Source organism: Desulfuromonas sp. TF, assembly GCF_000472285.1.
Classification (GTDB): domain Bacteria; phylum Desulfobacterota; class Desulfuromonadia; order Desulfuromonadales; family ATBO01; genus ATBO01.
Map to the genome: position 1 here is coordinate 570,163 of NZ_KI421421.1, position 21,020 is coordinate 591,182.

At 60.4% G+C, this 21,020-nt stretch carries 28 protein-coding genes; 2 read left to right on the forward strand and 26 right to left on the reverse strand.

Annotated elements, in window-relative coordinates:
* Positions 1–127: 127 nt before the first annotated feature.
* From DTF_RS0114015 to DTF_RS0114080, 13 genes are all read right to left on the reverse strand, one after another.
* The gene (locus DTF_RS0114015) at positions 128–523 is read right to left on the reverse strand and encodes a hypothetical protein (RefSeq protein WP_027715821.1); all 396 of its coding nucleotides are present in this window, start codon (positions 521–523) and stop codon (positions 128–130) included.
* A 26-nt stretch (positions 524–549) separates the two neighbouring features.
* On the reverse strand, positions 550–1,605 hold the full coding sequence (locus DTF_RS0114020) for a phage tail tube protein (protein WP_027715822.1): 1,056 nt from the start codon (positions 1,603–1,605) through the stop codon (positions 550–552).
* Between the two features lie 29 nt (positions 1,606–1,634).
* Entirely contained in the window at positions 1,635–1,829 is a 195-nt protein-coding gene (locus DTF_RS0114025; RefSeq protein WP_027715823.1) for a hypothetical protein, read from the reverse strand.
* 2 nt (positions 1,830–1,831) lie between these two features.
* On the reverse strand, positions 1,832–2,320 hold the full coding sequence (locus tag DTF_RS0114030; protein ID WP_027715824.1) for a hypothetical protein: 489 nt from the start codon (positions 2,318–2,320) through the stop codon (positions 1,832–1,834).
* 2 nt (positions 2,321–2,322) lie between these two features.
* The gene (locus tag DTF_RS0114035; protein ID WP_027715825.1) at positions 2,323–2,637 is read right to left on the reverse strand and encodes a hypothetical protein; all 315 of its coding nucleotides are present in this window, start codon (positions 2,635–2,637) and stop codon (positions 2,323–2,325) included.
* 339 nt (positions 2,638–2,976) lie between these two features.
* A complete protein-coding gene (locus DTF_RS0114045; RefSeq protein WP_027715827.1) occupies positions 2,977–3,456 on the reverse strand; it encodes a hypothetical protein in 480 nt (159 codons plus the stop codon).
* The gene (locus DTF_RS25600) at positions 3,453–4,049 is read right to left on the reverse strand and encodes a transglycosylase SLT domain-containing protein (RefSeq protein WP_051361311.1); all 597 of its coding nucleotides are present in this window, start codon (positions 4,047–4,049) and stop codon (positions 3,453–3,455) included. Before DTF_RS25600 ends, DTF_RS0114045 begins: the two co-directional genes overlap by 4 nt.
* Positions 4,046–4,291 (reverse strand): hypothetical protein, encoded by a 246-nt coding sequence (locus tag DTF_RS0114055; protein ID WP_027715828.1) that lies wholly within the window; start codon positions 4,289–4,291, stop codon positions 4,046–4,048. Before DTF_RS0114055 ends, DTF_RS25600 begins: the two co-directional genes overlap by 4 nt.
* A gap of 57 nt (positions 4,292–4,348) precedes the next feature.
* Positions 4,349–4,732, reverse strand: coding sequence for a hypothetical protein (locus tag DTF_RS0114060; protein ID WP_027715829.1), 384 nt, complete (start codon positions 4,730–4,732; stop codon positions 4,349–4,351).
* A gap of 67 nt (positions 4,733–4,799) precedes the next feature.
* A complete protein-coding gene (locus tag DTF_RS0114065; protein ID WP_027715830.1) occupies positions 4,800–6,764 on the reverse strand; it encodes a phage major capsid protein in 1,965 nt (654 codons plus the stop codon).
* A complete protein-coding gene (locus DTF_RS23640; protein WP_051361312.1) occupies positions 6,739–8,214 on the reverse strand; it encodes a phage portal protein in 1,476 nt (491 codons plus the stop codon). The genes DTF_RS0114065 and DTF_RS23640 overlap by 26 nt, the downstream gene beginning before the upstream one ends.
* Positions 8,214–8,549 carry a hypothetical protein gene (locus DTF_RS0114075; protein WP_027715831.1) on the reverse strand — a complete coding sequence of 112 codons (336 nt, stop codon included), beginning with the start codon at positions 8,547–8,549 and terminating at the stop codon, positions 8,214–8,216. The genes DTF_RS23640 and DTF_RS0114075 overlap by 1 nt, the downstream gene beginning before the upstream one ends.
* Positions 8,549–9,088: a hypothetical protein gene (locus DTF_RS0114080; protein ID WP_027715832.1), complete on the reverse strand. Its 540-nt coding sequence runs from the start codon at positions 9,086–9,088 to the stop codon at positions 8,549–8,551. The genes DTF_RS0114075 and DTF_RS0114080 overlap by 1 nt, the downstream gene beginning before the upstream one ends.
* Positions 9,089–9,294: 206 nt before the next feature.
* On the opposite strand from DTF_RS0114080, the gene DTF_RS26630 reads away from it, so the two are divergent.
* On the forward strand, positions 9,295–9,798 hold the full coding sequence (locus tag DTF_RS26630) for a hypothetical protein (RefSeq protein ID WP_155890825.1): 504 nt from the start codon (positions 9,295–9,297) through the stop codon (positions 9,796–9,798).
* A gap of 16 nt (positions 9,799–9,814) precedes the next feature.
* On the opposite strand, the gene DTF_RS0114090 is transcribed toward DTF_RS26630, so the two are convergent.
* From DTF_RS0114090 to DTF_RS0114155, 13 genes are all read right to left on the reverse strand, one after another.
* The gene (locus DTF_RS0114090) at positions 9,815–10,288 is read right to left on the reverse strand and encodes a hypothetical protein (protein ID WP_027715833.1); all 474 of its coding nucleotides are present in this window, start codon (positions 10,286–10,288) and stop codon (positions 9,815–9,817) included.
* Complete coding sequence (locus tag DTF_RS0114095) at positions 10,285–10,506, reverse strand: helix-turn-helix domain-containing protein (RefSeq protein WP_027715834.1); 222 nt, start codon at positions 10,504–10,506, stop codon at positions 10,285–10,287. The genes DTF_RS0114090 and DTF_RS0114095 overlap by 4 nt, the downstream gene beginning before the upstream one ends.
* A 12-nt stretch (positions 10,507–10,518) precedes the next feature.
* The gene (locus tag DTF_RS0114100) at positions 10,519–12,591 is read right to left on the reverse strand and encodes a phage terminase large subunit family protein (protein ID WP_027715835.1); all 2,073 of its coding nucleotides are present in this window, start codon (positions 12,589–12,591) and stop codon (positions 10,519–10,521) included.
* The gene (locus DTF_RS0114105; protein ID WP_027715836.1) at positions 12,584–13,291 is read right to left on the reverse strand and encodes a hypothetical protein; all 708 of its coding nucleotides are present in this window, start codon (positions 13,289–13,291) and stop codon (positions 12,584–12,586) included. Before DTF_RS0114105 ends, DTF_RS0114100 begins: the two co-directional genes overlap by 8 nt.
* Positions 13,288–13,725, reverse strand: coding sequence for a hypothetical protein (locus DTF_RS0114110; RefSeq protein WP_027715837.1), 438 nt, complete (start codon positions 13,723–13,725; stop codon positions 13,288–13,290). The genes DTF_RS0114105 and DTF_RS0114110 overlap by 4 nt, the downstream gene beginning before the upstream one ends.
* A 71-nt stretch (positions 13,726–13,796) precedes the next feature.
* Complete coding sequence (locus DTF_RS0114115) at positions 13,797–14,417, reverse strand: phage tail protein (RefSeq protein ID WP_027715838.1); 621 nt, start codon at positions 14,415–14,417, stop codon at positions 13,797–13,799.
* 321 nt (positions 14,418–14,738) lie between these two features.
* Complete coding sequence (locus tag DTF_RS23650; RefSeq protein WP_051361313.1) at positions 14,739–17,330, reverse strand: phage/plasmid primase, P4 family; 2,592 nt, start codon at positions 17,328–17,330, stop codon at positions 14,739–14,741.
* A 36-nt stretch (positions 17,331–17,366) separates the two neighbouring features.
* Entirely contained in the window at positions 17,367–17,795 is a 429-nt protein-coding gene (locus DTF_RS0114125; protein WP_027715839.1) for a hypothetical protein, read from the reverse strand.
* Positions 17,788–18,318 carry a hypothetical protein gene (locus tag DTF_RS0114130; protein WP_027715840.1) on the reverse strand — a complete coding sequence of 177 codons (531 nt, stop codon included), beginning with the start codon at positions 18,316–18,318 and terminating at the stop codon, positions 17,788–17,790. Before DTF_RS0114130 ends, DTF_RS0114125 begins: the two co-directional genes overlap by 8 nt.
* A gap of 254 nt (positions 18,319–18,572) precedes the next feature.
* Positions 18,573–18,779 (reverse strand): hypothetical protein, encoded by a 207-nt coding sequence (locus DTF_RS0114135; RefSeq protein WP_027715841.1) that lies wholly within the window; start codon positions 18,777–18,779, stop codon positions 18,573–18,575.
* On the reverse strand, positions 18,763–18,921 hold the full coding sequence (locus DTF_RS26635; protein ID WP_155890826.1) for a hypothetical protein: 159 nt from the start codon (positions 18,919–18,921) through the stop codon (positions 18,763–18,765). Before DTF_RS26635 ends, DTF_RS0114135 begins: the two co-directional genes overlap by 17 nt.
* Before the next feature lie 280 nt (positions 18,922–19,201).
* Positions 19,202–19,801 (reverse strand): DUF5906 domain-containing protein, encoded by a 600-nt coding sequence (locus DTF_RS0114150; RefSeq protein WP_155890827.1) that lies wholly within the window; start codon positions 19,799–19,801, stop codon positions 19,202–19,204.
* Positions 19,802–19,818: 17 nt separating this feature from the next.
* Entirely contained in the window at positions 19,819–20,394 is a 576-nt protein-coding gene (locus DTF_RS0114155; protein ID WP_027715844.1) for a helix-turn-helix transcriptional regulator, read from the reverse strand.
* Positions 20,395–20,586: 192 nt separating this feature from the next.
* Here DTF_RS0114155 and DTF_RS25605 point away from each other — a divergent pair, with 192 nt between their 5' ends.
* The gene (locus tag DTF_RS25605) at positions 20,587–21,018 is read left to right on the forward strand and encodes a helix-turn-helix domain-containing protein (protein ID WP_051361314.1); all 432 of its coding nucleotides are present in this window, start codon (positions 20,587–20,589) and stop codon (positions 21,016–21,018) included.
* Positions 21,019–21,020 lie beyond the last annotated feature (2 nt).

Consider the following 21,020-nt stretch of genomic DNA (forward strand, 5'->3'; position numbering starts at 1 on the left):
AGCTCGTCGATCCCGGCGAGACATTTCCCCTCGAAACAGTCCGGCTCGAGGCCCTCCTCGCGGAGAGCCTCGGCGCAGTTGCCGCAGTCGACCCCTTGAAAATCCGCGCTCGCCAGGAGGAACGCGGTTAGCCGTTTTTTCCCGCCTCGAGCTCCTCCTGGTCGTCGTCGAGAAACTCTTTCGCCTCGACCGCGTGAGCGTTGACGAAAGCGCAAAAGTCGAGGCTGTGTTTCATCAGGAGCGCGCGGTTTTCCTCGGTAAAGGGAAAAGGCTCGCCGCCGACGATAAGGCCGGGATGATCCGGCGCGCCGATCTTGCGCCACCCCTTAACGGCGCGCTCGGCGAGCTTGAGGTTAAAGAAATCCTTGGGATCCGCGCCGCCGAGCCGCGCCGCCTTGTCGGCCTTGCGCTGGATCTCCTGGAGCTCCTGTTTTCCGACGAAGGCGATCAAGACCTCCGTGTCCTCGTCGAACTGGATCGCCTTCTCCGGCTTCTGATTGATAAAAAGACCTAATCGCGCCATAACAAAAACTCCTTTTCTCGTTTGGTTTAAGCCAGAGGATCGGCCGCGTTTTGATTGATCCCGCCGATCTCGAAAGGCTCGGTAAAATCAAAGCCGGCCGGAGCGACTTCGGCCGCGTGGACCAGGTACTCGAGAGGCTCCTTGATGATCCCGCGCTCGTCGGCCGGATCGTCGTTTAACGGCTGGAGGTGCGGGAGGGAGAGGGAAAACGTCCGCTTGTGCGCCGTCGCGCCGATCGTCGCGCCGGTAAAGACGGCGTCAAACTTCTTTCTCTTGTCGTTTGCCAGGTCGAGGAGAAAGGCGTTTGACGAATGGCGCGGAAACTGGAGCTTAAGCCGGACCTCGGGAGCGCCGTCGTTTAGCGGCTCGTCGATTAACTCCTGGACGTTTGGCTCGGCCGTCCGATATTCGCCGGTATGGACGCCGGCGAGCTTTCGCATATAGGAAAACTCGAAGCTCGACGGATAGATCTTGTCCCCGGCCGCGAGAGCGACGGCGTCGCGATCGTTCATCCTAAAAACGCCGTGAGCGAAGCGGACCGGATTCGCGACCTCGGGGATCGTGACGTTGACGAAGGTCGCCGGCGTGTTGACTCCGGAGACCGTGATCTTGTTTATCCCGATAACCTTAAGGACGAGCTGGAGCTTTCCCCCCGCGTCGCCGCGAAGGGTAAAGCCGGCGAGCTTGGCGCTCGGGATCTCCTCGACATAGTTTTTCATATCCTTGGCGAAGGTCCCGAAATATCCCTTGATATCTTTCGCCGGCCGGTATTTGTACGCATAGGCCGGATCCGCCCCCTGCTGGACCGGCGCGCCGGCGATCCCGCAGACCAGAGCGAGGAGCGGATCGAGGCCGTCATAGCGCAGATAAAGAGGGAGATCCCCCTCGACCGTGATCGCGCCGGGATCCCCGTCGCTCGAGTGATAGGTCCCGAGGGAGTCGTCGCTCTCGACCCCGCTATCCTTGCGGATCGAGGTCGGGAGGATCAAAAGGCCGTGACCGGCCCCACAGGCGACCGCCTGGCCCCATGCGACCGCCCGAACAAAAGCGGCCCTAATTTCGGCTCCTGAAATTCCATTCATAACGAAAAACCTCCTTTAAAAAATGGTGTTTACTTTTTGACCCTGGAGCCGTCGCGGACCTGCTCCGGCGCGGCCGGCCTGGTAAAGAGTTGATCGGGGAAAGGCCGCTCGGGGACCTGGTAAGCCCTCCCCTTAACGATCCGGCCGAAATCGGGATGATAACCGGCGTCCGCTTTCGCGATCGCCTCGATGATTTTCGGTTTTTCCTGTTTCGTTTCTGCCATTGTCAGACCTCCCATAATTTCGATTGATATTCGATCTCGAGCTCGACGTTAGCCGCCGCCCGAAATCCATTCGGATCGACCTCGATCGAAACCGACCCGAGCCGAGCCCAGGCCTCGGCCAGGCCGTCGAACTCCGGATCCTTGCCGATCGCCGCCAGGATATCGGCGAGAGCGGCCGTCGCCAGGTCCTCCGGCTTCTCGAGCGCCGGATCCGCGACCTTGACGAGGCCGGTTATCCCGACGGCGAGCTTGTATCGCTGGAGGCCGGCCCCCTCGTCCGACTCGTCGGCCGGCGACTCCTGGTCGAGAAACCCGACGCAAGGGATCTCCTCGTCGGGAACGTCGTCGGATCGGAAGGGATAGATGCGGACCCCCAGGTCGGAGGCGAAGGCGTGGACCTTGCCGGAGTGAGCCAGGACGACCTGGCCCCCGACGCGGATCTCGCCGAGGCGCGCCTCGATCTTTTTTCTAAGTTGCTCGCGGATCGTCATAATCAGGCCCCGAGATAAAGAGTCGTCCACCCTGGCGCGAGCTCGTCGGCTTTGGGCTCCTGGACGCGGTAAATTTTGCCGGTAATCGTCAGAGTCCCCCGCCTGGCGTTGACGCCGGCCAGGTCCTCGGAGAGACAGTGAAAACGATAAGCGCCCCCTCCGGCGCTCAGGTCCCCGAGCTTCTCGGCATTATAGGGGGAGCGAAAGATCCCCCGGATCTCGACGGCCGCTCCGCCTCCGGCCGGTTGCAGAGCCCCCGCGACGGAGAGCTCACTCTCGACCAGGTCGCGCGCGTCTTGCTCCAAAAACTCCATCATCGCGGATGCGCCTCCCGACAGGCCTCGAGCTCCTGGAGGAGGAGCTCGTTATTTCGATACAACTCGTCGAGCGTCCCTTTCGGGACCTCGATCGTCTCGCCCTCGGGGATCGGAACGTAAGAGCGCGCGCACCCGGTCAGACTGGACAGAAGCAAGAACGCTAAGACGACGAGCGTCGTCCTCATACAGCATTTCCCGAAAGAGCTCGATGTTTTCATTTGTCGTTTTTCTCCTCGCGCTCTCCTCCCGGCGCTCGACGGCGCCGGGAGAAAAGAACGCTTTCAAGGCAAAGAGCAAAAGCTCCAGGATCCCGCCGGCCAGGGAAAGCACGGCGCGCCCCTATTTGATCGCCTGGCGGCCGGTCGCGCCGGCGCCCTCGGATCGGCCGAGGACCGCCTCGATCCGCTCGCGGACCTCGACCGGATCGATTTTCGGGAAGGCGGCCATGACGCGCGAGGCCGCAAGATCGAGCTTGTCCGACCCGGTAAGCCGGAAACTCTCCCCCTTTTCCTTGAGTCGTTTCGCGGCGTACTCCTCGACGAACCCGACCGCGTTTTTCGCGGTCGCGAGGATCAGGTCCTCCTGGTTTTTCAAAAAATCGAGCTTGAACTTGTCGCCGGCCTTCTTCGCGAGCCATGAAAGCAAAAAGGAGAGGAGAGCGACGGCCAGGGGAGCAAGGACGTCGCGGACGAAGGAGAGAACACCCGCGACGACCAGGTCGCCGCCCTCCTCCATTGCATAGCACGGCGCGACCAGGAGGGGGAACGCGGCCAGAGCGAGGACCAGACACAGAACCAGGACAGAGAAAAACCTTTTCATTTGTTGAGCTCCTTTCCTTGTGTGTAGTAATGGAACCGGCCCTCGATCTTCTCGACATAGTCGAAGATCTGGACCCAATCGGGATTCTTGCCTTTGACCCGGCACTCCGGCCGGACGAGCGCCTCGCGCGCGACCTTCCAGAGTTGCCACTCCCCGGCCGGCCGGCCGGAGCGAACCCATTCCGAATAGGAACCGAGAAGGCCGGAGGCGCTCCGCGAAAGCTCGAGCGCCTTATTGATATAACCTCGGCCTCCGTTGTAAGAGGCCAGAGCGAACTTAAGCCGCTCCTCGAAAGTCGGGATCTCGCCAAAACGGCCGTAAAGGAAAGCGAGGTACTTAACCCCGTTGTCGATATTGCCGACCACGTCCGCGCCGTCGAGATCCCCGTCGATCTCGAGATCGGTCGCCGGCATGAGCTGGAGGAGGCCCGCCGCTCCGACCGGAGAGACGGCGTCGGGACGCATCCGGGATTCCTGCCAGACTTGCGCCTTGATCCAGAGCCAGGCAAAAGGCCCCAAATCTCGCAAGAGCTCCGGAAAATGAGCCTCGATCTCTCCATAAATCACCAGGTCGAAACGGTCCTCGGGTTTCATGGTTTGCCTCCCTTGTCCAGAGCCTCGCCGACCTTGAGCGCCTCATGCACCGGCACCCCGGCCTTAATGGCGAGCTCCCGAACCATTGAGCGGATCTCTCCCACCGCCCGGCGGGTTTCGCAGTTGGCACAGTCCTTTTCCGTCCGGTAGCGAGTGCCGACCGTGCTCCGATTGAGCAATCGAGGAACCGCCCATCCGGCACAGGCGCTAAAGACAGAAGCGAGGACTATTTCGACGGGCATACCATTCTCCAGAAAGGCGGCGAGGACCTGGACGGTCCCCGCCGGCTAGAGCCTTCCTTATTTCTGCTCGAGAGCCTTCTCGCGCTTTTCGAGAGCGGCCTCCCTCTTGTCGAGCGCGTCGGCGCGATCCTCGAGCACGGCAAGGCGCTTCTCGAGATCGGCGAGCGCCTTGTCGCCCTTCTTTCCGCCGCCGGCGGATCCGCCGGACTTGCCGGCGTCCTGGTCCTTGGTGGCCGCCCTGGCCGCAACCTGGTTCTTGACGAAGGCGATATTCTCCTCGGTCGCCGGCAGAGCCTTACCCATGCCGACCAGGGATAAGAGCTCGTCGCGAGCCTCCTTTTCCGTCTTTTCCGAGGGGAGCTCGATAACCCTCCCCGGCTCGGCGAGTTTTCCCCGGATCTTCGTCGGCCGGGAAATGACGATCGCATTGATTTTTTTCATCGTGGAAACTCCTTGTCAGGAAAGAGAGAGAGCGAGGCGACTTTCGCCGCCTCGCCGGTTTCATTGCTTACAGAGCCGGATTGATCTCCTCGCAGGAGGCGAACCCTTGAGGATGGCCGAGAGCCGTATCGGCGAGGAGCGTCGAGGTAATCTCGATCATCCCCTGCTTCTTGAGCGCGTAGGGATCGGCCAGGATCTCTAGGACGCCCCACTCCCCGATATAGAGCTCCTCCCAGTTGCCGAAGATCATCGCCGCCAGGATCCCGTTAGATCCGCCTTTCGAGAGGTCGGTCGGGACGTTGGTCGAGACGCCGGCTCGGTAGCCGTTGAGCTCTCCGATTCCATCTTTCATCGCCTTGTCCGGCCAAATCGGCTGACCGGAGCCGGAGAACTTCTCGAGCTCCTTCGCGCGCCCCTTGACCTGCGGAGCGGTCAGATAGGCGAGTTTTCCGAAATCGGCGTTGTCGATCTCGACCTCTGTCTCGAGCCCGACAACGACCGGCCAAGACAGCGCGCCACCGTCCGCGCCGATAACGACCGCGCCGATCCCGGTCGTGTTGAGGATCCCGAGCGGCTCGTTTCCTCCCGGTCCGTTAATCGCGGCCTTATCCAGACCGCCGGCGTTGACCTTTCCGAGCATCTGGCGGACATGGTTCTCGATCGCGAGGGAAGTCTGAGCGATAAGCTGTTTCGAGAAAGGGACGGTCGCGATCGCCTGGCGCGGCCTGAGCGTGGTTTTCCCCCACATGCCGGTTGCATCCGTATCGGCCGCGTCGGCACCGGGATTCTCGCCCGTCCAGTTGAGCGCCGCCGTCTTGAGCTGGCGCGGGAGGGGGACCTCTCCGACAAGGTTGTCGAGGACCGTCGCGCCGAGCTGCTTGACCAGGGAGCGCGCATAGAGGTACTCGATCAGGGTCATCGCCCCGCCGCCGACCGTGACGAGCTCGGCGCCCTGGCCGGCGTCGCCGGCGGTCATGGGAGCGCGGACGCCGACCCGGATCGAGGTCGGGACGAAAATCCCCTCCGTCTCGCGGCCGAGCTTCTTCCCGATCTCGTCGGAGAGCTCGCGCTCGAAACCGCCGTCGCCGCCAAAGGCCGCGTAATGGATCGCGCGCTGGAGCGAGAACTGGCGATCCTCGCCCTCATTGAGGCTGAGACGGACGGGATCGGGGACGTCGGCCGTCTCGGTCGGCGCCAGGCGCGCCAGGACCGCCCCGCGAAACTCCTCGACGCTCTTTCCGTTTTCGCGGAACTGGCGCGCGAGATCGCCGATTCCGGGGACCTTGCGGAACTGCCCCGCGATCGTTTCAATCGCGGCGATCCGCTTCCTCTCTCCCGCGACGACTTCCTCGCGGTTGACCTCGATCCGACGGTCCCCGCCGGAGGGATCGCCATTCCCGGTGGCCGCCCTGGCCTCCGGACAGGTGCAGGCCTGGCCGTCCTGGAGCTCCCTTTGACAGTGTTTGCATTTCATTTTTCTTTCCTCCTCTTCTCGGGTTGAAAAAATAACCGTCTCGTGGTCGAAACTTGTATCCTCCGAGCGGCCGACTCCGACCGTAATGTCGGCCGGCATGGATACGCTTGAAATTTCATAGGGCTCCCAATCGGTCGCCCGATAGGTGCAAAGCCCGTTTTCCTCTTTCTCGAGAATCATTTCGTGAATCAGGTAGCCAACCGAGATATTCGGCCGGATCCCGTCCGCGATATCCTGGAGGAGCTCCTCGCCGCGATCGCTCCGGCTGAGACGGACGACCGTCCGGCCGGTCCGGTTGTCGATCCAGACTTTTTCGATTACTCCTCGCTGGTCGCTCGCCCTGTGGTCCATCAGAAAAGGACCGCCGGCGCGGACCCGGTCCCACCTCACCGCCTTGGGACCGTGATCGAGGATCTCGACGCCGAACCATCGCTCGACGGGAGCCTCGGAGGAGAACGAAAACTCGACCGTCCTTCCCTCCAGGTCGACCGCCTCGCGGTTGAGGGAAAGACTCCGAAAGAGCTTTCCGGTTTTAAGTCGCGGGCTGTTTGCTGGCATTTTTTGCGCCTCCTTCCAAAATTGTCTTTAAGTCCAGACCGTAAGAATCGAAAAGCCGCTCCTCCTCCTGGAGAGTCTCCAGGTGCTCCTCGAGATCCTCGCCCTGCTCGGCGAGAACCTTTGTAAAGGATTTTGTCCGCGCCTTAAGGGCTCGCTCGTTTGCCATCTGGTCCTTGAGCGGATCGACCCAATCCCACCCGCGAGCGCGCCAGAGCGCCGCCAGGAGACGCTCGATCTCCCAAATCTGGAGCCCCTCGACGCGGTCGCGGATAAGCGCGTTTCGCAGCCAGACGGAAAAGACCCGATCGAGGAAACTCTCGATAACGAAACCCTGGAGATCGCGCCAGACGTCGCGCGCCTCGAGCGTCCCCTGGCGGATTGAGCTGAACGAGACGCCCTCAAGGTCGTTTGCGAGACTGTGATAAGAAACGCCGAGGCCGGAGGCCGTCCCTCGAATAAGCGCCTTGATGAACGGATCGAGATCGCCGTTGGGAAACTGAGGATTCCATTCCTTGAAATCCCATCCGGCCGGGAGCTGCTGGAGGACCCCCGGCTCGACCTCGTCGATAAAGTCCCCCTCCTCGTCCTCGAAATCGCCGAGGAACTCCCCCTCCCCAGGCTCGACGACGCCGGACCGATGGATATAGAAACCCATCTTCGAGGCGGCCGTCCGCGCGTTGACCAGAGCGGCCTCCTCGAACTTGTCGAGGCTCTCCATCCGTTGACAGGCCGTGTGAGCGGTAGGAACCCCGCGCCCCTGGCGAGGGGACTCGACCAGGTATTCGTGAATGATCTCCTCGGCCGGGATCCGCTGGTATTTCTGCGTGATCGAATAGCCGGAGAGCCCCATGTCCCCCGGATGATCCCGAAACAGCCAGTAAGCGACCGGCCGGTCGAGCTTGTCGTATTCGACGCCGAGGCGGATCTGGTTTCCGTTTGGCGCCTTGCCGTTAAGCCTTTCATCCAGGTGGTCGGCCTGGAGGAACCGGACCGCGAAACCGAAATCGTTATCAAACCCTTCGACCAGGTGGACGAGAACCTCGCCGTCCTTGGCGAGCGTCTCGACATAGAGCTTTGAGGCGTCGCGGCCGGAGAGCTTCCCCGTTACGTCGAAAACGCCTTTTTTGTTGAAGCGTTTCCAGGCTCCTTGAATTTTCCGCCGGTCCTGCCGGCTCGGCTTGCCGGCCGCGTCGACCGCCTTCGACTGGAGGCGGATCCCCTGCGGTCCGACGACATGGATCTTCAGGAGCCGGAGGAAGTGCTTGAAATAGTCGTTATTCTCCGCCAGGTGCCGCGACTTGGAACGCAAGACACGGAGCGAACCCCTTAGCTCGGCGTCGGCCGAGAGCGAGGTCATTCCCCAGGAGCCGAGCCGGCCGCCCTTGCCCGCCTCATAGGCGCGCGCGCCGGCGTGTCGCTTGCGGATCATTGCGCGGGGAGAAATTCCCATCAGTTGCCGCCTTTCGAGATTTCAGGCTTGAGAGGAAAACAGAACTCGCCGCCCTCGACCGGCTCCTCGGGGAGCTCCTGGTCGAGAGGCAGTGCGAAATAAAAATAATTCGGCTTGCGACAGGCCTCGATCGCGGCCTCTTTCGAGGTGAAAACGCCTTGGACGTCCCAGGCCATCGCGCGGCCGACGACGCGCCCGACCAGGTAGAGCCGGCCGGCGCGGACGGCCAGGATCCGGCGGAGCGTCCCGCGCAAGAGGAAAAAGACGATCGCCAGGCCGGCCAGGTTGAGCGCGAACCAGGGGAGCCAGGTCGGAAGATGAAAAGAGACGTCCATCAGAAAGAAACCCTTATCTTGTTTCCGGAGCGCCGGCCCTTTTTACGGCCCTCGCTCTTGAGGTGGTTATTCCACTCGACCCGGTACCGCCGCCGCCACTCCAGGAGATCGAGGGGAGGGATCCGGTCGATCCGGACGCCGTCGATCGTATAGGCGAGCTGGTCCCGCGTCGCCTTGCCCTCGAGGACCGCCTCGATCGCGTCGAGGACCTTCTTGACGTGCGGCCGGAGATCGGTCCCGTCTGCGATATGTGTCGGATCGGGGAGGATCTCGAGCTCGACCTGGTCGATCGTGTACCGCTTGCCGTCCTTTGCGACCTGGAGGAACATCCGATAAACGCCGGCCAGCCAGCTTGCCGAAGTGCCCGAGTCGACGTCGACCAGGTGGTCGTCGTCATCGGCTGCCGTGGCTATGTCGATTTGTTTAGGTCCGCGAAGGGCGTAGGAGAGGGACCATCCGGCCGAGGCCGGATAGTCGGGGAGGGAGCGTTTCCAGGAGATCGCGTCGCCGGCGATGATTTGGGAGGGCTCGTTTTCCATAGCCCGATTTTCGGACGGGGACGATTATCCGTAAACCGGGCTTTTCCCGGCATTTCCGGGCATTCCGAAGAAAACGAATTGCATCCGAATGCTTGACCGGTAATTCAACTCAAGCTACATTTTGATTTGCAACCAAATCCAGTTTCCAAACAAGTGCAGCAATGATTCGAGTTGAACGAGTATATTAATTCAATTTCAGAGGACATATGGAAGCTTCAAAGAAGTTGCAAATAACAACAAATTCTATTAGAGAACATGGCTTTAAGTTTTTAGAACTTATTCCTGACACAGAAGATTTAACTCTAATTACACTTAAAGGGCATTTGATAATTGAGGAGATATTATATTTCATTGTAATTAAACATTGCCAATTTCCTAAGTATATTGCAGAAGCCAGATTGTCTTTTTCACAATTGTCTAGCCTTACGAAGGCAATGATTAATGTTCCCATTCATGATTGTGTATTTCCTGCAATTGATAAATTAAATAAATTAAGAAATAATTTGGCCCATAACATCACTCCTGATAAAGCTATTAAACTGGCAAAAGAATTTGTCAATCTATGCGATCCACAGCGCAATAAAGATCTAACACTTCCTCAGCAAGTAAGATATTCAATTGTTTATGTATTGGGTCAACTTACTGCAATAGGTTCTGTATCGGAAAAATTAAAAGGCTTGGATCTCAAAAACGATATCAATTTTGTATGACAAAACCGCCCCGAGTTCATCCCGCCCGGCTCCGCTCAAGGCTTCGCCCCACCTTCTGAAACACCACACTTGAAACAGCAAAATCCGACTGAGCTCGGCGAAGCCAGGGGAATCCAAACGAGGCCGCCGCCTCTCCCTCGGATTCGAGGATAACCTCGACCTCCAGGACAACCTCGTCGAAAGATGGTTCCATCTCGACCTTAAGTGACTGAAAGCGGGGATCTCCCAGACAGTCACTCCCCGCACCGGCCTCGGCCAGCCAGACGGAGGGCCGCCCGAGTGCCGCGCCCACGTATCGGAAGACCTGAGCCGCCGCCATGAAATCCGCCCCCGGCCCCCTGGACACCTGAAACCGGAAAGGCCGCTCCGCCTCGCCGGTCAGGAGGAGTAAACCGTCGACCTGGAGCGTCCGGCCGTCCCGATCGGGAGCGATGGAAAAGGCGAGCCGGCGAAACCGCTCGTCATTCAGAGCTTCCCCGCCCATCTTCACGCTTGCACCTCGAAATAATCGTCAACGTCGACCAGGTGCCGCTCGATATATCCCTCGATCGATTTCCCCGTTATCCTCATCCCCTTTTGCCCCGGCGCGCGGTTGTGGGCCTGGAGCTCCTTGATTTGGACGAGGGTGTAAACCGTGTCGACGTGAACGCTCAAAAGGTCGGCCACTTCCGAGACACGGTAAAGGACTTTCTTTGACTTCCAGACCACAACACACCTCCTTTATTTCTTAAATCCACCGACAAAAGACCCGCTCCGCGATCGCCGTCGACCTCGCGCCGTCCGCGTCTTTGAATGGGACTCGCCGGCCTGGTCGCTTTCCTCTTTCAGGTCGTTCAAGGCCTTAACCATCTTTACGGCCGTCTCGGCGACCGTCTTTGCGAAGTCGCTCCCCCCCTCCGCGACCTCCTCGATTTCCTCCTGGTCGACCTGGTCGGCCGGATCCTCCTCGAGGCCGAGATCGAGGGCGCCCTGTGCGTTTTCTTGCGCTTGGCGCTCCAGGTCGCGGACGAGCTTTTCGAGATTCGGATTGAGGATCGAGAGGATCGCCAGGTTTCCGACCCAGAGGTCGAGCGTCTCGTTTCTCTCCCTTGTCTGGACAAAGACCCGCACCGGCCGGCCGCGATAGTGCTTAACCGACGGCTTTTCGCTGATAAGCTGTTTGTAATATTCCTCGTCGTACTTCTGCGGAAAATGGATAAAACCCTCCTCGCCCTGGTCGAGATTCAGGCGCGAGAAAATCGTCTCCTTTGCCGTCTCGGTCCCGACGATGAAAAGCGGGATCTTCCCAAGGTTGCTCTTTGTCGGCCGGCCGACGATCCCCTTGCCAGGGACGCTCGAGCCCTTTGTCCCGTAGATCCTCCGGTGATAGCGTTTTTTGACAAAGGCGTAAGCCTGTTTCGTGTAATGTCCCCCGGTGTCGACTCCGGCCGAGGCGATCCGCATTTTCGCCCCGCTTTCGTGCCGCCACTCGCGACGGAGATATCGGTCGAGCTCTTGCCAGACACTCGGGAGAACGGGGACACCGGGGATAATATGCCGGTCGATCGACCAGGCCTCCTCGCCGCGCCCCCAGGCGACGACCTCGACCTCGAGGCGGTCGTCTTGGACGTCGGCGAAGGCGGTCAGGACGCCGGCGCGCATCGGGACGGCCGGACCGTAATTCTCCGCCCTGGCCTGGATCTTTTCCCACTCAGGGACCTCGCCCTCCTCCTCCTTGTAGGCCTCGGCCGCGTACTGATTGAGGAAGTTGATCCAGGCTAGACGGTTGACGATCTTCCCCTCACGGACCGGCCGAGCCTCCACATAGGCGGCCGCGCACTCGGAGAGCGAGACAAAAGGGGAATACCAGGCCGGAAGGTGAAAGCCGACCGATTTCGGATTCTTCGCTTTTTTCCGAGCGACCCAGGACCCCGCGCGGACCGCCTGGTCGCGCCGGTGATCGTCCCAGGCCTCGCCGCAGTCGGCGCACTCGTACCAGGCGAGATTCCCGTCCTTGATCGCCTCGGGATCCTTCTCCTCGGCCGGCCACTTGATCCGGTCAAAGGTCATTTTCTGCCACCCTCCGCAGAGCGGACAGGCGACCCAATAGTCGCGGATCTCTGAGCACGCGTTAAGCGCGAGCCAGATCGGACCGGTCGTCAGAGTCGGCGTCGAGCTATCGACGATCTTTCGCTTTCCTCGATAGACATTCGTCCGGACGAAAGAGAGCTTAAGGGGATCGGTTTCCTTGCCGCATTGCTCGGCCCATTTGTCGATCTCGTCCCGAAAGAGGTATCGGATCGAGATCATGGAGAGCATCGCCGGCGAGCTCGCCCAGGAGAGATACCAGTCGGCGCCGTTCTTGAGATGGACCTCGTAGGTCTGCTTGTCGTCGGGATTGTCGGTTATCAGCTCGGCCAGGCGCGGCGAGTTTTCGAGCATCGAGAGAAGCCGGTTTTTGCTCACCCTCTTGCAGAGGTTTTTATCCGGCATGACGACCAGCGCCGGCCCTGGAGCGTAATCGGTGACGTAGCCGAGGAACCCGTTAGCGATATCGGTTTTCGCCGTCTGAGGCGTCCAGCACATGACGACCCGCTCGACGGACTTTTCGCCGATCGTGTCGAGGACCTCCGGAGCATAAGGAACCGTCTCCGGCCGCCAGAGCCCCGGCCGGCTCCCCTGGACGACGACCCGGTTTTTACTGTTCCACCGGCTCGGCGTGGTCGGATCGCGCCGCTTGAAAATGCGTCCTTCGCCTTCCGTCCAGATCGGCCGGCCGGTCGGCTCGGTATATTTGAGCGCGGCGTTACTCATCGCCAGGAGCACCTCCGGTCAATTTCGGTTTCGGGTAGTCGATCGGCCGAGAATAGCGATCGAGCCACTCCAGGACGAACTCCTCGCCGCGCTCTATCAGAGCAGGGACCTTTTTCGGATCGCCGGCGACGAGCTCGACGATCGTCAAGGCATGAACCGACCAGAACGTCTCGAGGTCGGATTTAAGAAAAGCGGCCCTTGAGGAAAACTCGCGCTCCATAAAGGACTTTTCGACGTAATCCCCCCGGAGGATCGCGTTTCGGATCCGCCAGTTTTCCGCTTGCTCCTCTTTAACCGCCGTGTCGGCGACCTGTTTTTTACGTTGCGCCTCGGCGCCCTCCTCGTCTCCGTCGCTTCCGTCGAGCCGGCGCAGATTGCCGCGAGCGTATTCGTCGAGGTCGGCCGCCAGGTAATAGCCGGAGCCGTCCGCGCGAGGGAGGACCTCGCGGTCCCTGTGCGCGTAGAGCGTCGAGGTCGACACCTTCCATCCGGCATCTGTTAAATAATCGGCCGCGCCGGCGATCCCCTTGATCCGGCGCGCTCCCGGCTCGACCGCGCCGGCGAGATCGGCCTCGGCCTCCTCGAGAGCCTTGGTCGACTCGCGCCAGTTTTTGAGATTCTCGGCGGTCGGCGACTCCTGGACCTTCTCCAGGTTGACCGCGACGGCTTTTCGTAAAATCTCGATAGGCGTTCCGGTCATTTCCCCCGCCCCCCCCGCGCGAGCGCCGCGAACTTAAGCCGCCAGAGTCGGACCGTCTCGGGATCGACGGAGGCCGCCCTGGAGATCTCGACCAGGTCGACCTCGAGCGCCAGGAGATAGGCGATCAGGACGATCTGACTCGGCGAGATCTGGACCTTATGGAGAGCGGTCCCGGCCGTCGCCGTGAAGAACTTCCCGCACTCCCGGCAATGGACGCGGCCGAAGGATTGGAACCGCGCCAGGCTCCGCCCCTCGAGGACGAGGCCGCACCGGGGACAGACGGCCGGCCCTGGATGGATCCAGGCGAGGACGATCTCGCCGCATCGCTCCGGATCCAAGAAGTCCGCACCGAACGCCTTCGCGACCTCGGCCGGGAAGGAAATCCCCGTCGGTCTGGCCCGGTCAGATATTGCGGTCGTTTCGAGAGATTCCATTTTTCCAGCCTTCAAAAAAGTCCAAAAGTAGACGTTTATCGGGCGCTTGCTGCCCGTATGGCTCCAGGTCGTCAGGAGGACCCGAACCGCCTCGCGACCGCGCGGTCGATGTGATGCTCGAACCGTTGCGGAAACTTCTCCTCGACGACCTGGACGATCGCGCGGAACACCGGCTCTTGCTCGAACATACTCGGGACCGAGATAACCCGCTTCTTGATGATCGGGAGCCGGCCCTTTCCCGCGCGGACGAACACCCCCATATGCGTCGCGCCCTTTGTCCCGGCCGCGACCGTGGCGATAAAGCCGGAGGGGATTCTCTCTTTTTTCCCGCGCTCGGCCTCATAGAAGACCCCGCCTTGTCCTTTCGATCTCTTGAGGACCTTAACCCCCGCGCGGCTTACGACCTGATTCCCCCGGACCCACCGCGCCCCGAAATGCGTCAAGTCGATCGGCCGGCCCTTCGCCTGGAGAACGACGGAGAGATCCCACTCGTCAGCAAAGCTCGAGATCCTCACCCGCTCATTGATAAAGCCGGCCTTGAGATTCCACCTCGCGCGGATCTCTTTCCTCGCGGCCGTGTTGCCCTGGCGGCCGGAGTCGTTAAGCGCCAGGCGCGCCGCCGGACGGACGAGGTCCTCGGAGAGATACTCGAGCGCCTCGCGGAGCTCCCTATCGCCGACCTGAATCCTCATTACTTGCGCCTCCTCTCGTTTGTCCGGGCTCTGTCCGGGCTCTGTCCGGGTTGTTTTCTTTCACCCGGACACGGTTTTTATTTGCAGTTTCGGCCTTTTATCCCTTTTGTCCGGGTTGTCCGGGTAAAACCTTAAAAGGAATAAGAGAGAAAAACCCCTCCGCTCTACCGTCTTTCCATCCCTTCGCGCGCGTGCGCGCATGCGTCATACCTTCCAATTCGCCCGGACAGCCCGGACATTCCCCTAAATCCTTATCTGGTCGGCGTTTTTTCCGTCCGGGTTGCCCGGACACGGCCCGGACAGAGCCCGGACATTCCCTTTTTAGACAGCCTCGCGCTCCTCCGGAGGGGGGGGAGGGGGGGAGCCGCCGGCGGCGAGCTCGGCGCGCTCCTGGAGCCCGATCCCAAGATAAGCGCGCGCCCGGTCGGCGTCCTTCATTCGCCCCTCGCTAACCTTGACGACGGTCCGGAGCGTCGCGCCGAAATTCGGTTTCGCCAAGGGCTTGTGTCCGTTCCTGGAGCAATAGGCCTTGTAAAGGTTATAGACCCGATCGACGGGGACTCGGAGGTCCTCCCCCGGCTCCGCCAGGCGGAGATCCTCCTCGAAAAACGCTTGGACCGGATTATTATGTCGCTTGTACGCCTGGAGGAACTCCCGCGACCTCTCCGCGTCGATAAAGCCGTCGTGCTCCCGCAGGAGCTCCAGGCCGGCAAGCGACCAGAGGAAGATTCCCGGCAGCTCGGAGAGGAGCTTGTCCTCGAGAAACTTGTCCTCCTCGGCGTCCAGGCCCGGCCCGAACTGCTTTGTAAATTGAATTCCCAGGATCCGCCGATAATAGCCGTCCGTATTGTCCGAGACATTCGGATAGAAATTCGAGGCAAAGGCCAGTTTGGCGTAAGGCCGATAGGTGAAGAAGTCCTTATGCTTGAAACTGGCGTTGACGAAATCGCCGGTCACGATCGCCTTGAACAGAGCCGAGCCGAAGGCGGCCTTTTCCGTCTCCGTCCCGATATTGAGGAGCTTCCCGTACAGCGTCGCTCGCTCGAAAGGATCCTCCAAGCGCGACATCTGGACGGCCGAGCAGTTGTGAGAGCCGATCATCGCCTGGAGGACCTTCAGGATCGTCGATTTCCCATCCGATCCCGGCCCGTGCAGGAGGAGGCATTTCCCATAGCGGGTTTCCCTGGTCAGGCAATACCCGAAAAACTGTTGAAGCTGAGTCCGGACCCGCTTGTCCGGGATAACCTCCTCGAGGAACTGGAGCCAGCGGGGACACTCCGCCGACTCCTCGTAAACAAAGTCGAGGATCTGCGTCGCGAAATAGCGCGGATCGTGCTCAAGGAAATCCCCCGTCTCGATATTCAGCATCCCGTTAGCCAGGCAGATAAGAGCATGATGATCGTCGAGCTCCCGCTCCTCCGGCAGAAGCGAGCGGAGATAAACCTGGCGCGCCGCGTTTGCCGCGTGCTTCGACTCCCCCTCCTCGCCGAGCATCGCCAGAGCGAGCGCCTGGAGCCGGTCGATATGGAACTCCTGCCAGTTTTTGCCCGACCATCGAAAGAGCCGGCCGGTCAGCGGCTCGGCGATAAACTGCATATCCGAGAGCAAAGCGTCGGCCAGGAGCGCCGGCCGGAAGGATCGGCCGCGATAGAACCGCCGAGGCCCTGGAGCGATCTCCCGCTCCGGCGCCGGCTTCTCGATCGTGACGGCCGAGGGGAGCAGGTCCTGGAGCTCCTTGATCCCCTGGCCGTGCTTGTGGAAAAAGTCCGTCAGGTCCTCGCCCTTGTCGACGGGATATTTCGAGCCGTGCTCTAGGACGAAGTCGCTAAACTCCTTTTTCGGATCCTCGAGCGGCTGAGTCGTCCCCTCGTACATGCGCGCCGGCCAGAGAAAGATCCGGACCGAGCGCGCGACCTTGGCGAGCTCTCTCGCCGCCTTCTCCGCGCCGGCAAGTCCCGCCTTGTCCGCGTCGTAAGCGATAATGACGTCACGGTCCTTGAACTTCTCCGTAAAGGCCTTTTTCCAGGTCCCCGCCCCGGCCGTCTGCGTCGTGACGTTCAGGCCGCGCGAGATCCCCGCGACCAGGTCCGGCTCCCCCTCGACTATCCATATCGGCCCGGAGCTCCAGGAGGGGGGAGGGGGGAGGAGGCGCGACTCGCCAAAGGTCCGAGGCTCGACCCCGCACTCGAAACAGAACCGGACCCCCTTTTTTTCCTCCTCCTTCTTCCATTTCCAGCCCGCGCCGCATTTCGGACACTCCGGATCGCTCCAGGAAATGACCTTGTAATTCTTCGCTCCCGGCATATAGAGCCGGATATTGACCAGGCGCCCCTCCTCGTCGCGGACCGGGATCGCGATCCGCTCCTCGTCCCTGTGCGACTTCCAGAGCCGGAGATCCGCGCGCTCGATCCCGGCGCGAGTCCACCCTCGACCCGCTTCCATCTGGCGGACCTTCTCAAGGGGGAGGGGGGGGAGCGCCGCCAGGAGCCGCTCCTCGATGAAATCGCCCGATCCCGCGTTTTGTGCGGATTTCGCGCCTTTTTTGGCCTCCGTATTTGCCCCAGGAGCGGCCTTTTTCGATCGGCCCTTGTCTTGGTATTCGCCCGACCAAGGGGGGAGAGTGCTCTCGATCCCGAACTCGCGCCGAAACTCGACCAGGCCGCCCGATCGCGCATCGAGGCCGCGATCGCGACACCAGAGATCCGCCAGGTCGCCGGACGCTCCGCACCCCAGGCAGTTGAAAGCGTCCAACTCCGGATTATAGGAAAACGAGGGCTCCTGGTCGTCGTGTAACGGACAGAGGCCGACAAGCTCCGGCCCCTTCTTTCCCCGCCTGGCCGACTTGACGACAAAGAGAGCGCGCGCGATCGCCTCTCGGCGCTCCTCGCTTAGATGATCTTTAGCGATTCCCATCCTCGCCCCATTCGTCCTTATCTTTCCTGCTCAGAGTCATAGCGCCCCCCTGTGCGACGAGGTCGTCTCCCGAGCCCGGTCCTCCTCGGGGAAAAGGCTCTCCGTCTCAGGCTCGACCTGGTCGACCTGGATCTCGGGGAGCGCCTCGTCCGAGGCCTGGAATTGAGGCGAGCCGCGAAACATCAAGACGATCTCCCGCGCGGCCGCCGCCCAATTCCTCAGAGCGGCATCAACGGCCCGGTGATCCTCCCGATCGAAAGCCGTATCGACAGCGCGGAACGCCGTCCGGAGGCGGTCGACCAGGTCCGGCCGCTCCTCGCGCGCCCACTCCATCGCGCCGGCCTCATAAAAAGACTGGATCCGGTCGAGCGTCCGGCCGAGATCCCGATAGGCGAGCTCGTAATGAAACCGCCGTCCCTCCGTCCCGAGGTCCTCCTTGAACCGATCGAGAGCCGCCTTAACCATGAGGTCCTCCCGGCCGGCCGGCCAGACCGCAGAAGCCGAACCGATTCCCGGCCGGCCTCTCCCGCTCGTACCGGGCATAGATCCGCCCCTCGTCCTCGTCGTAATCCGTGGCGACGATCCGCCACCCTTCCAGGACCGGAGGCGTCCAGGCCTCCATGAGCGCGCCGATCCCTCGCAGATAGCGAGACTCCGCCTCGGCCTCCGCCGCGAGCTCCTCAGGCGACCAAGTTCCCGCGCCGAGATAATCCGGCTGATCGGGATAGTCCGCCTCGAGATACTCGAACCGCTCCTCCGTCGCGCTCCGGTCGTTCTCCCCTCTCCATCGCCAGAACCCGCACCGATCGGCGCGGCAACAGGGAGAGAGCTCGAGCCCGTTGATCGGCTCCGGCCTTTGCGCGCCTGGCGGAGGCGAGGGGATTCCCGGCGACCAGGCCGGCAAGGCTCCAGAGGTTAAAAAGTGATAAAGCGCCCCATAAATCGGGCAAAGAATCCGGCTCCTCGCGTCCTCGATAGAGACAAACATTTTCGACCCCTTTCTCCTTACGGCCGGCTGTGATCGACTCCCGTCCAAGCGGCCCAGGTGTCACCAGACACAAAAACGGCTCGAACCTCCGAGCGCCGGTCCAGATCCCCCGCTATCCCCGCCAGGAGGAGAACGAGAGAAAAGAACAGAGCCGCCCAAAGGAGCGAGCCGAGATCCTCTTTCCTGCCTTTACCACCGCAATTCAACTGCAAACCTCCAAAATCACAAAAACAACAAGGAATTAAAAGACAACCTCAATTCATAATATTCGCCGCCGACCAGAGCCGCCGGCGCAAAAGCTTTTTCTTCTCCGGAGTCGGATTTACCAGGACGAGCCGGTCCTCGATCTTGCCGAGGAGGTAAACCAGCTTTCGGCAGTTGTCCCCGCAAAAGGCCCGAGGACGGCCGGTCTTCTTCGCCTCGGGGAGCTCTCGGCCGCAGAATTCACAGTTTCGATTCATTGCGCTTCGCCTCCTCCGCCGCCTGGCGCCGCTCGTAAGCGATCCGCGCGAGCTCCTCCATCCGGGGAAAGAAGACGTTGAACATATAGTCCCGCTCCTTCTCCGTGAGTTGCTCAAGCTTTACCTGGTAGGGCTTGCCCATTGACCGGCTCCGTTTTTTTGTTTGCCTATTGGCCTGCCTTCTGTCAGAATGCACCTTCACCTCTAACTATGGGAAATCATTGGATGCACCCAAGAAAGTCCGGTCTGACGCCCGAAGAACATCAAGCCTCGGTCGAAGAGCTGAAATCGCTCTTTGATCGAATTTTTAAACTTTCCATGCTCTCCATGAATGCCTACGGCAAATCCTCCGAGATCGGGAAAGCCGCACTAAAGGCAGAGTCCGCAACGAGAGAGTTTCTCTTCCACCTCGAGGACAAAGGCTAGCCTCCAAACCCGCCGCGCTTCCGAAGCCGCTCCAGTCCCTCCTCCAGCCAGGCCAGAATTCCCTCCCGCTCCTCGGCCAGCTTCCGGTCCAGGTCGACGCTCATATCTTCCCGCCTGAACTGGCGCGGACAGTGAACGACCAGGAGCCGGCGCGCAATCGCCGGAGGGTTCTCGGGGAGGTAGTTCAGCATCGAGACGAATTTCGTCTCCGGACGGAAAGAAAAATACGGCTTGTACTTGAAAGAGGCATTAAGAAGATCGCCGGCGATAAAAGCCTTGAGGTAAGATTGATCGATCCCCTTGGCCACGTCCTCGCAAGAAACATTCAGGCGCTTCTCCGAGAGATCCGCGCGGACAAAAGGGTCCTTGAGATGAAAGAGCGGATGATATCCGACTCTCTCACTCCCCAGGACGGACGCGACCACCGAGACCAGCACGCTTTTCCCGCTCGCGGCCGACCCCACCATCAACAACATCCGGCCATAGGTTTCAGGCGCGAGACAGCTCCCGAAAAACTCCTGTAAGAGCCGGATCTCCTCCTCGTTACCGACGACCTCCTCCAGAAACTTCAACCAATTCGGACAACTCGTTTCCATTCTTCCCTCCCTCTGCTCTAGGCCTTGGCCGCCGAAGCCTCGCGCGTAGGCGGCTTATGGTGTCCATTGCGCTCGCATTTCTCCTGCTGGCGCCGGTGGATCTCCTTGCGATCCTCCTCCGTCATGATCCCGGCGGCGATCAGGGCGAAAAACATTTCCTGAGAACAGCGCTCCACGTCGACGATCTGCTCCAGCTTGGCCTTAAAGGTCTCATCAAAATTCGGGACGCTGCGCGGATCGGTGCGGCTGAATATCTCCTCCAGGACCTCGGCGGCATCGATGGCCTCCGACGCCTCGCGCCGGAATTTGCCGAAAATGATTGCCGGGTCCCGACGGATGTTGTTCAGGTCGGGGAAGATCTTCGGGATGATCGATTTGTAGACGGGATTTTCCTCCAGGTAGTGCAGGAGGATGGAGGTATCGTTCAGGGCCTCGGAGATCCGGACGACCGTCTCGGGATCAGGGCCACCCTTGAGCTGGTCGTTTTCGATTTTCCAGATGGCACCTTTGGATAGTCCGATCATTACCCCGAGGGTTTCAGCAGTCATTCCTTTATTTTTTCTGGCCTCTACGATTCTTTTTCCCATCGACATTTTCGGCTCCGTTCTCGTTTAGTAAACAAATTAGTTCTCAAAAAGAAAACTGTCAATAGAAAAGTTTGCTAAAGGACAACATAGAGGCGCTTGAATAGGCATATCATCTATTTTAAATAGCCGAAAATGCTAGTTTGTTTGCTTTTTGTGAATCTATTTACTTTTTGTGAAAAAAGTTGTTAAATGTGCCCCATGAGCGATTTAAGAGAGGCGGTTGGCGAGAGAATTCGGGAAGTCAGGGAGAAAGCCGGGCTGAGCATGGAGGCTCTAGGCAGCATTCTTGGCAAAGGTAAAGGCGCTGTCTTTAAATACGAGAAAGGACAGTCAGACCCCGAGACCTTGACCCTTGCAAGGATCGCTGAAATAGGAGACGTAAGCCTGGATTGGCTAATCACGGGCAAGGAAAGGGTAAGGACTCAGGAGCCGGCAAGGCTTGCCGAGGGATTGGAAAAGGATCTTGTCCGCATTGTGATCGAGGCGGTCGAGGAGGGACTCGGGGATCTGCACCTGGAGCTAAAGCCCGACAAAAAGGCCCAGCTCGTTATCACTCTTTGCGAGATGTTCGAGGAAGAGAAGCAGATCGATAAACCGACGATATTGAGGTTGATTAAATTGGCAGCTTAGAG

What these genes read in the sequence shown, in the direction of transcription:
- DTF_RS0114080 (WP_027715832.1), bottom strand. Translation starts at nt 9,088, where the DNA reads ATGGAAAACGAGCCCTCCCAAATCATCGCCGGCGACGCGATCTCCTGG.
- DTF_RS0114155 (WP_027715844.1), bottom strand. Translation starts at nt 20,394, where the DNA reads ATGTCGATGGGAAAAAGAATCGTAGAGGCCAGAAAAAATAAAGGAATG.
- DTF_RS23640 (WP_051361312.1), bottom strand. Translation starts at nt 8,214, where the DNA reads ATGGGAATTTCTCCCCGCGCAATGATCCGCAAGCGACACGCCGGCGCG.
- DTF_RS0114045 (WP_027715827.1), bottom strand. Translation starts at nt 3,456, where the DNA reads ATGAAAAGGTTTTTCTCTGTCCTGGTTCTGTGTCTGGTCCTCGCTCTG.
- DTF_RS0114030 (WP_027715824.1), bottom strand. Translation starts at nt 2,320, where the DNA reads ATGACGATCCGCGAGCAACTTAGAAAAAAGATCGAGGCGCGCCTCGGC.
- DTF_RS26630 (WP_155890825.1), top strand. Translation starts at nt 9,295, where the DNA reads ATGGAAGCTTCAAAGAAGTTGCAAATAACAACAAATTCTATTAGAGAA.
- DTF_RS0114100 (WP_027715835.1), bottom strand. Translation starts at nt 12,591, where the DNA reads ATGAGTAACGCCGCGCTCAAATATACCGAGCCGACCGGCCGGCCGATC.
- DTF_RS0114015 (WP_027715821.1), bottom strand. Translation starts at nt 523, where the DNA reads ATGGCGCGATTAGGTCTTTTTATCAATCAGAAGCCGGAGAAGGCGATC.
- DTF_RS0114135 (WP_027715841.1), bottom strand. Translation starts at nt 18,779, where the DNA reads ATGAATCGAAACTGTGAATTCTGCGGCCGAGAGCTCCCCGAGGCGAAG.
- DTF_RS25605 (WP_051361314.1), top strand. Translation starts at nt 20,587, where the DNA reads ATGAGCGATTTAAGAGAGGCGGTTGGCGAGAGAATTCGGGAAGTCAGG.
- DTF_RS0114130 (WP_027715840.1), bottom strand. Translation starts at nt 18,318, where the DNA reads ATGTTTGTCTCTATCGAGGACGCGAGGAGCCGGATTCTTTGCCCGATT.
- DTF_RS0114105 (WP_027715836.1), bottom strand. Translation starts at nt 13,291, where the DNA reads ATGACCGGAACGCCTATCGAGATTTTACGAAAAGCCGTCGCGGTCAAC.
- DTF_RS26635 (WP_155890826.1), bottom strand. Translation starts at nt 18,921, where the DNA reads ATGGGCAAGCCCTACCAGGTAAAGCTTGAGCAACTCACGGAGAAGGAG.
- DTF_RS25600 (WP_051361311.1), bottom strand. Translation starts at nt 4,049, where the DNA reads ATGAAACCCGAGGACCGTTTCGACCTGGTGATTTATGGAGAGATCGAG.
- DTF_RS23650 (WP_051361313.1), bottom strand. Translation starts at nt 17,330, where the DNA reads ATGGGAATCGCTAAAGATCATCTAAGCGAGGAGCGCCGAGAGGCGATC.
- DTF_RS0114025 (WP_027715823.1), bottom strand. Translation starts at nt 1,829, where the DNA reads ATGGCAGAAACGAAACAGGAAAAACCGAAAATCATCGAGGCGATCGCG.
- DTF_RS0114150 (WP_155890827.1), bottom strand. Translation starts at nt 19,801, where the DNA reads ATGGAAACGAGTTGTCCGAATTGGTTGAAGTTTCTGGAGGAGGTCGTC.
- DTF_RS0114125 (WP_027715839.1), bottom strand. Translation starts at nt 17,795, where the DNA reads ATGGTTAAGGCGGCTCTCGATCGGTTCAAGGAGGACCTCGGGACGGAG.
- DTF_RS0114065 (WP_027715830.1), bottom strand. Translation starts at nt 6,764, where the DNA reads ATGCCAGCAAACAGCCCGCGACTTAAAACCGGAAAGCTCTTTCGGAGT.
- DTF_RS0114115 (WP_027715838.1), bottom strand. Translation starts at nt 14,417, where the DNA reads ATGAGGATTCAGGTCGGCGATAGGGAGCTCCGCGAGGCGCTCGAGTAT.
- DTF_RS0114055 (WP_027715828.1), bottom strand. Translation starts at nt 4,291, where the DNA reads ATGCCCGTCGAAATAGTCCTCGCTTCTGTCTTTAGCGCCTGTGCCGGA.
- DTF_RS0114110 (WP_027715837.1), bottom strand. Translation starts at nt 13,725, where the DNA reads ATGGAATCTCTCGAAACGACCGCAATATCTGACCGGGCCAGACCGACG.
- DTF_RS0114020 (WP_027715822.1), bottom strand. Translation starts at nt 1,605, where the DNA reads ATGAATGGAATTTCAGGAGCCGAAATTAGGGCCGCTTTTGTTCGGGCG.
- DTF_RS0114075 (WP_027715831.1), bottom strand. Translation starts at nt 8,549, where the DNA reads ATGGACGTCTCTTTTCATCTTCCGACCTGGCTCCCCTGGTTCGCGCTC.
- DTF_RS0114060 (WP_027715829.1), bottom strand. Translation starts at nt 4,732, where the DNA reads ATGAAAAAAATCAATGCGATCGTCATTTCCCGGCCGACGAAGATCCGG.
- DTF_RS0114035 (WP_027715825.1), bottom strand. Translation starts at nt 2,637, where the DNA reads ATGATGGAGTTTTTGGAGCAAGACGCGCGCGACCTGGTCGAGAGTGAG.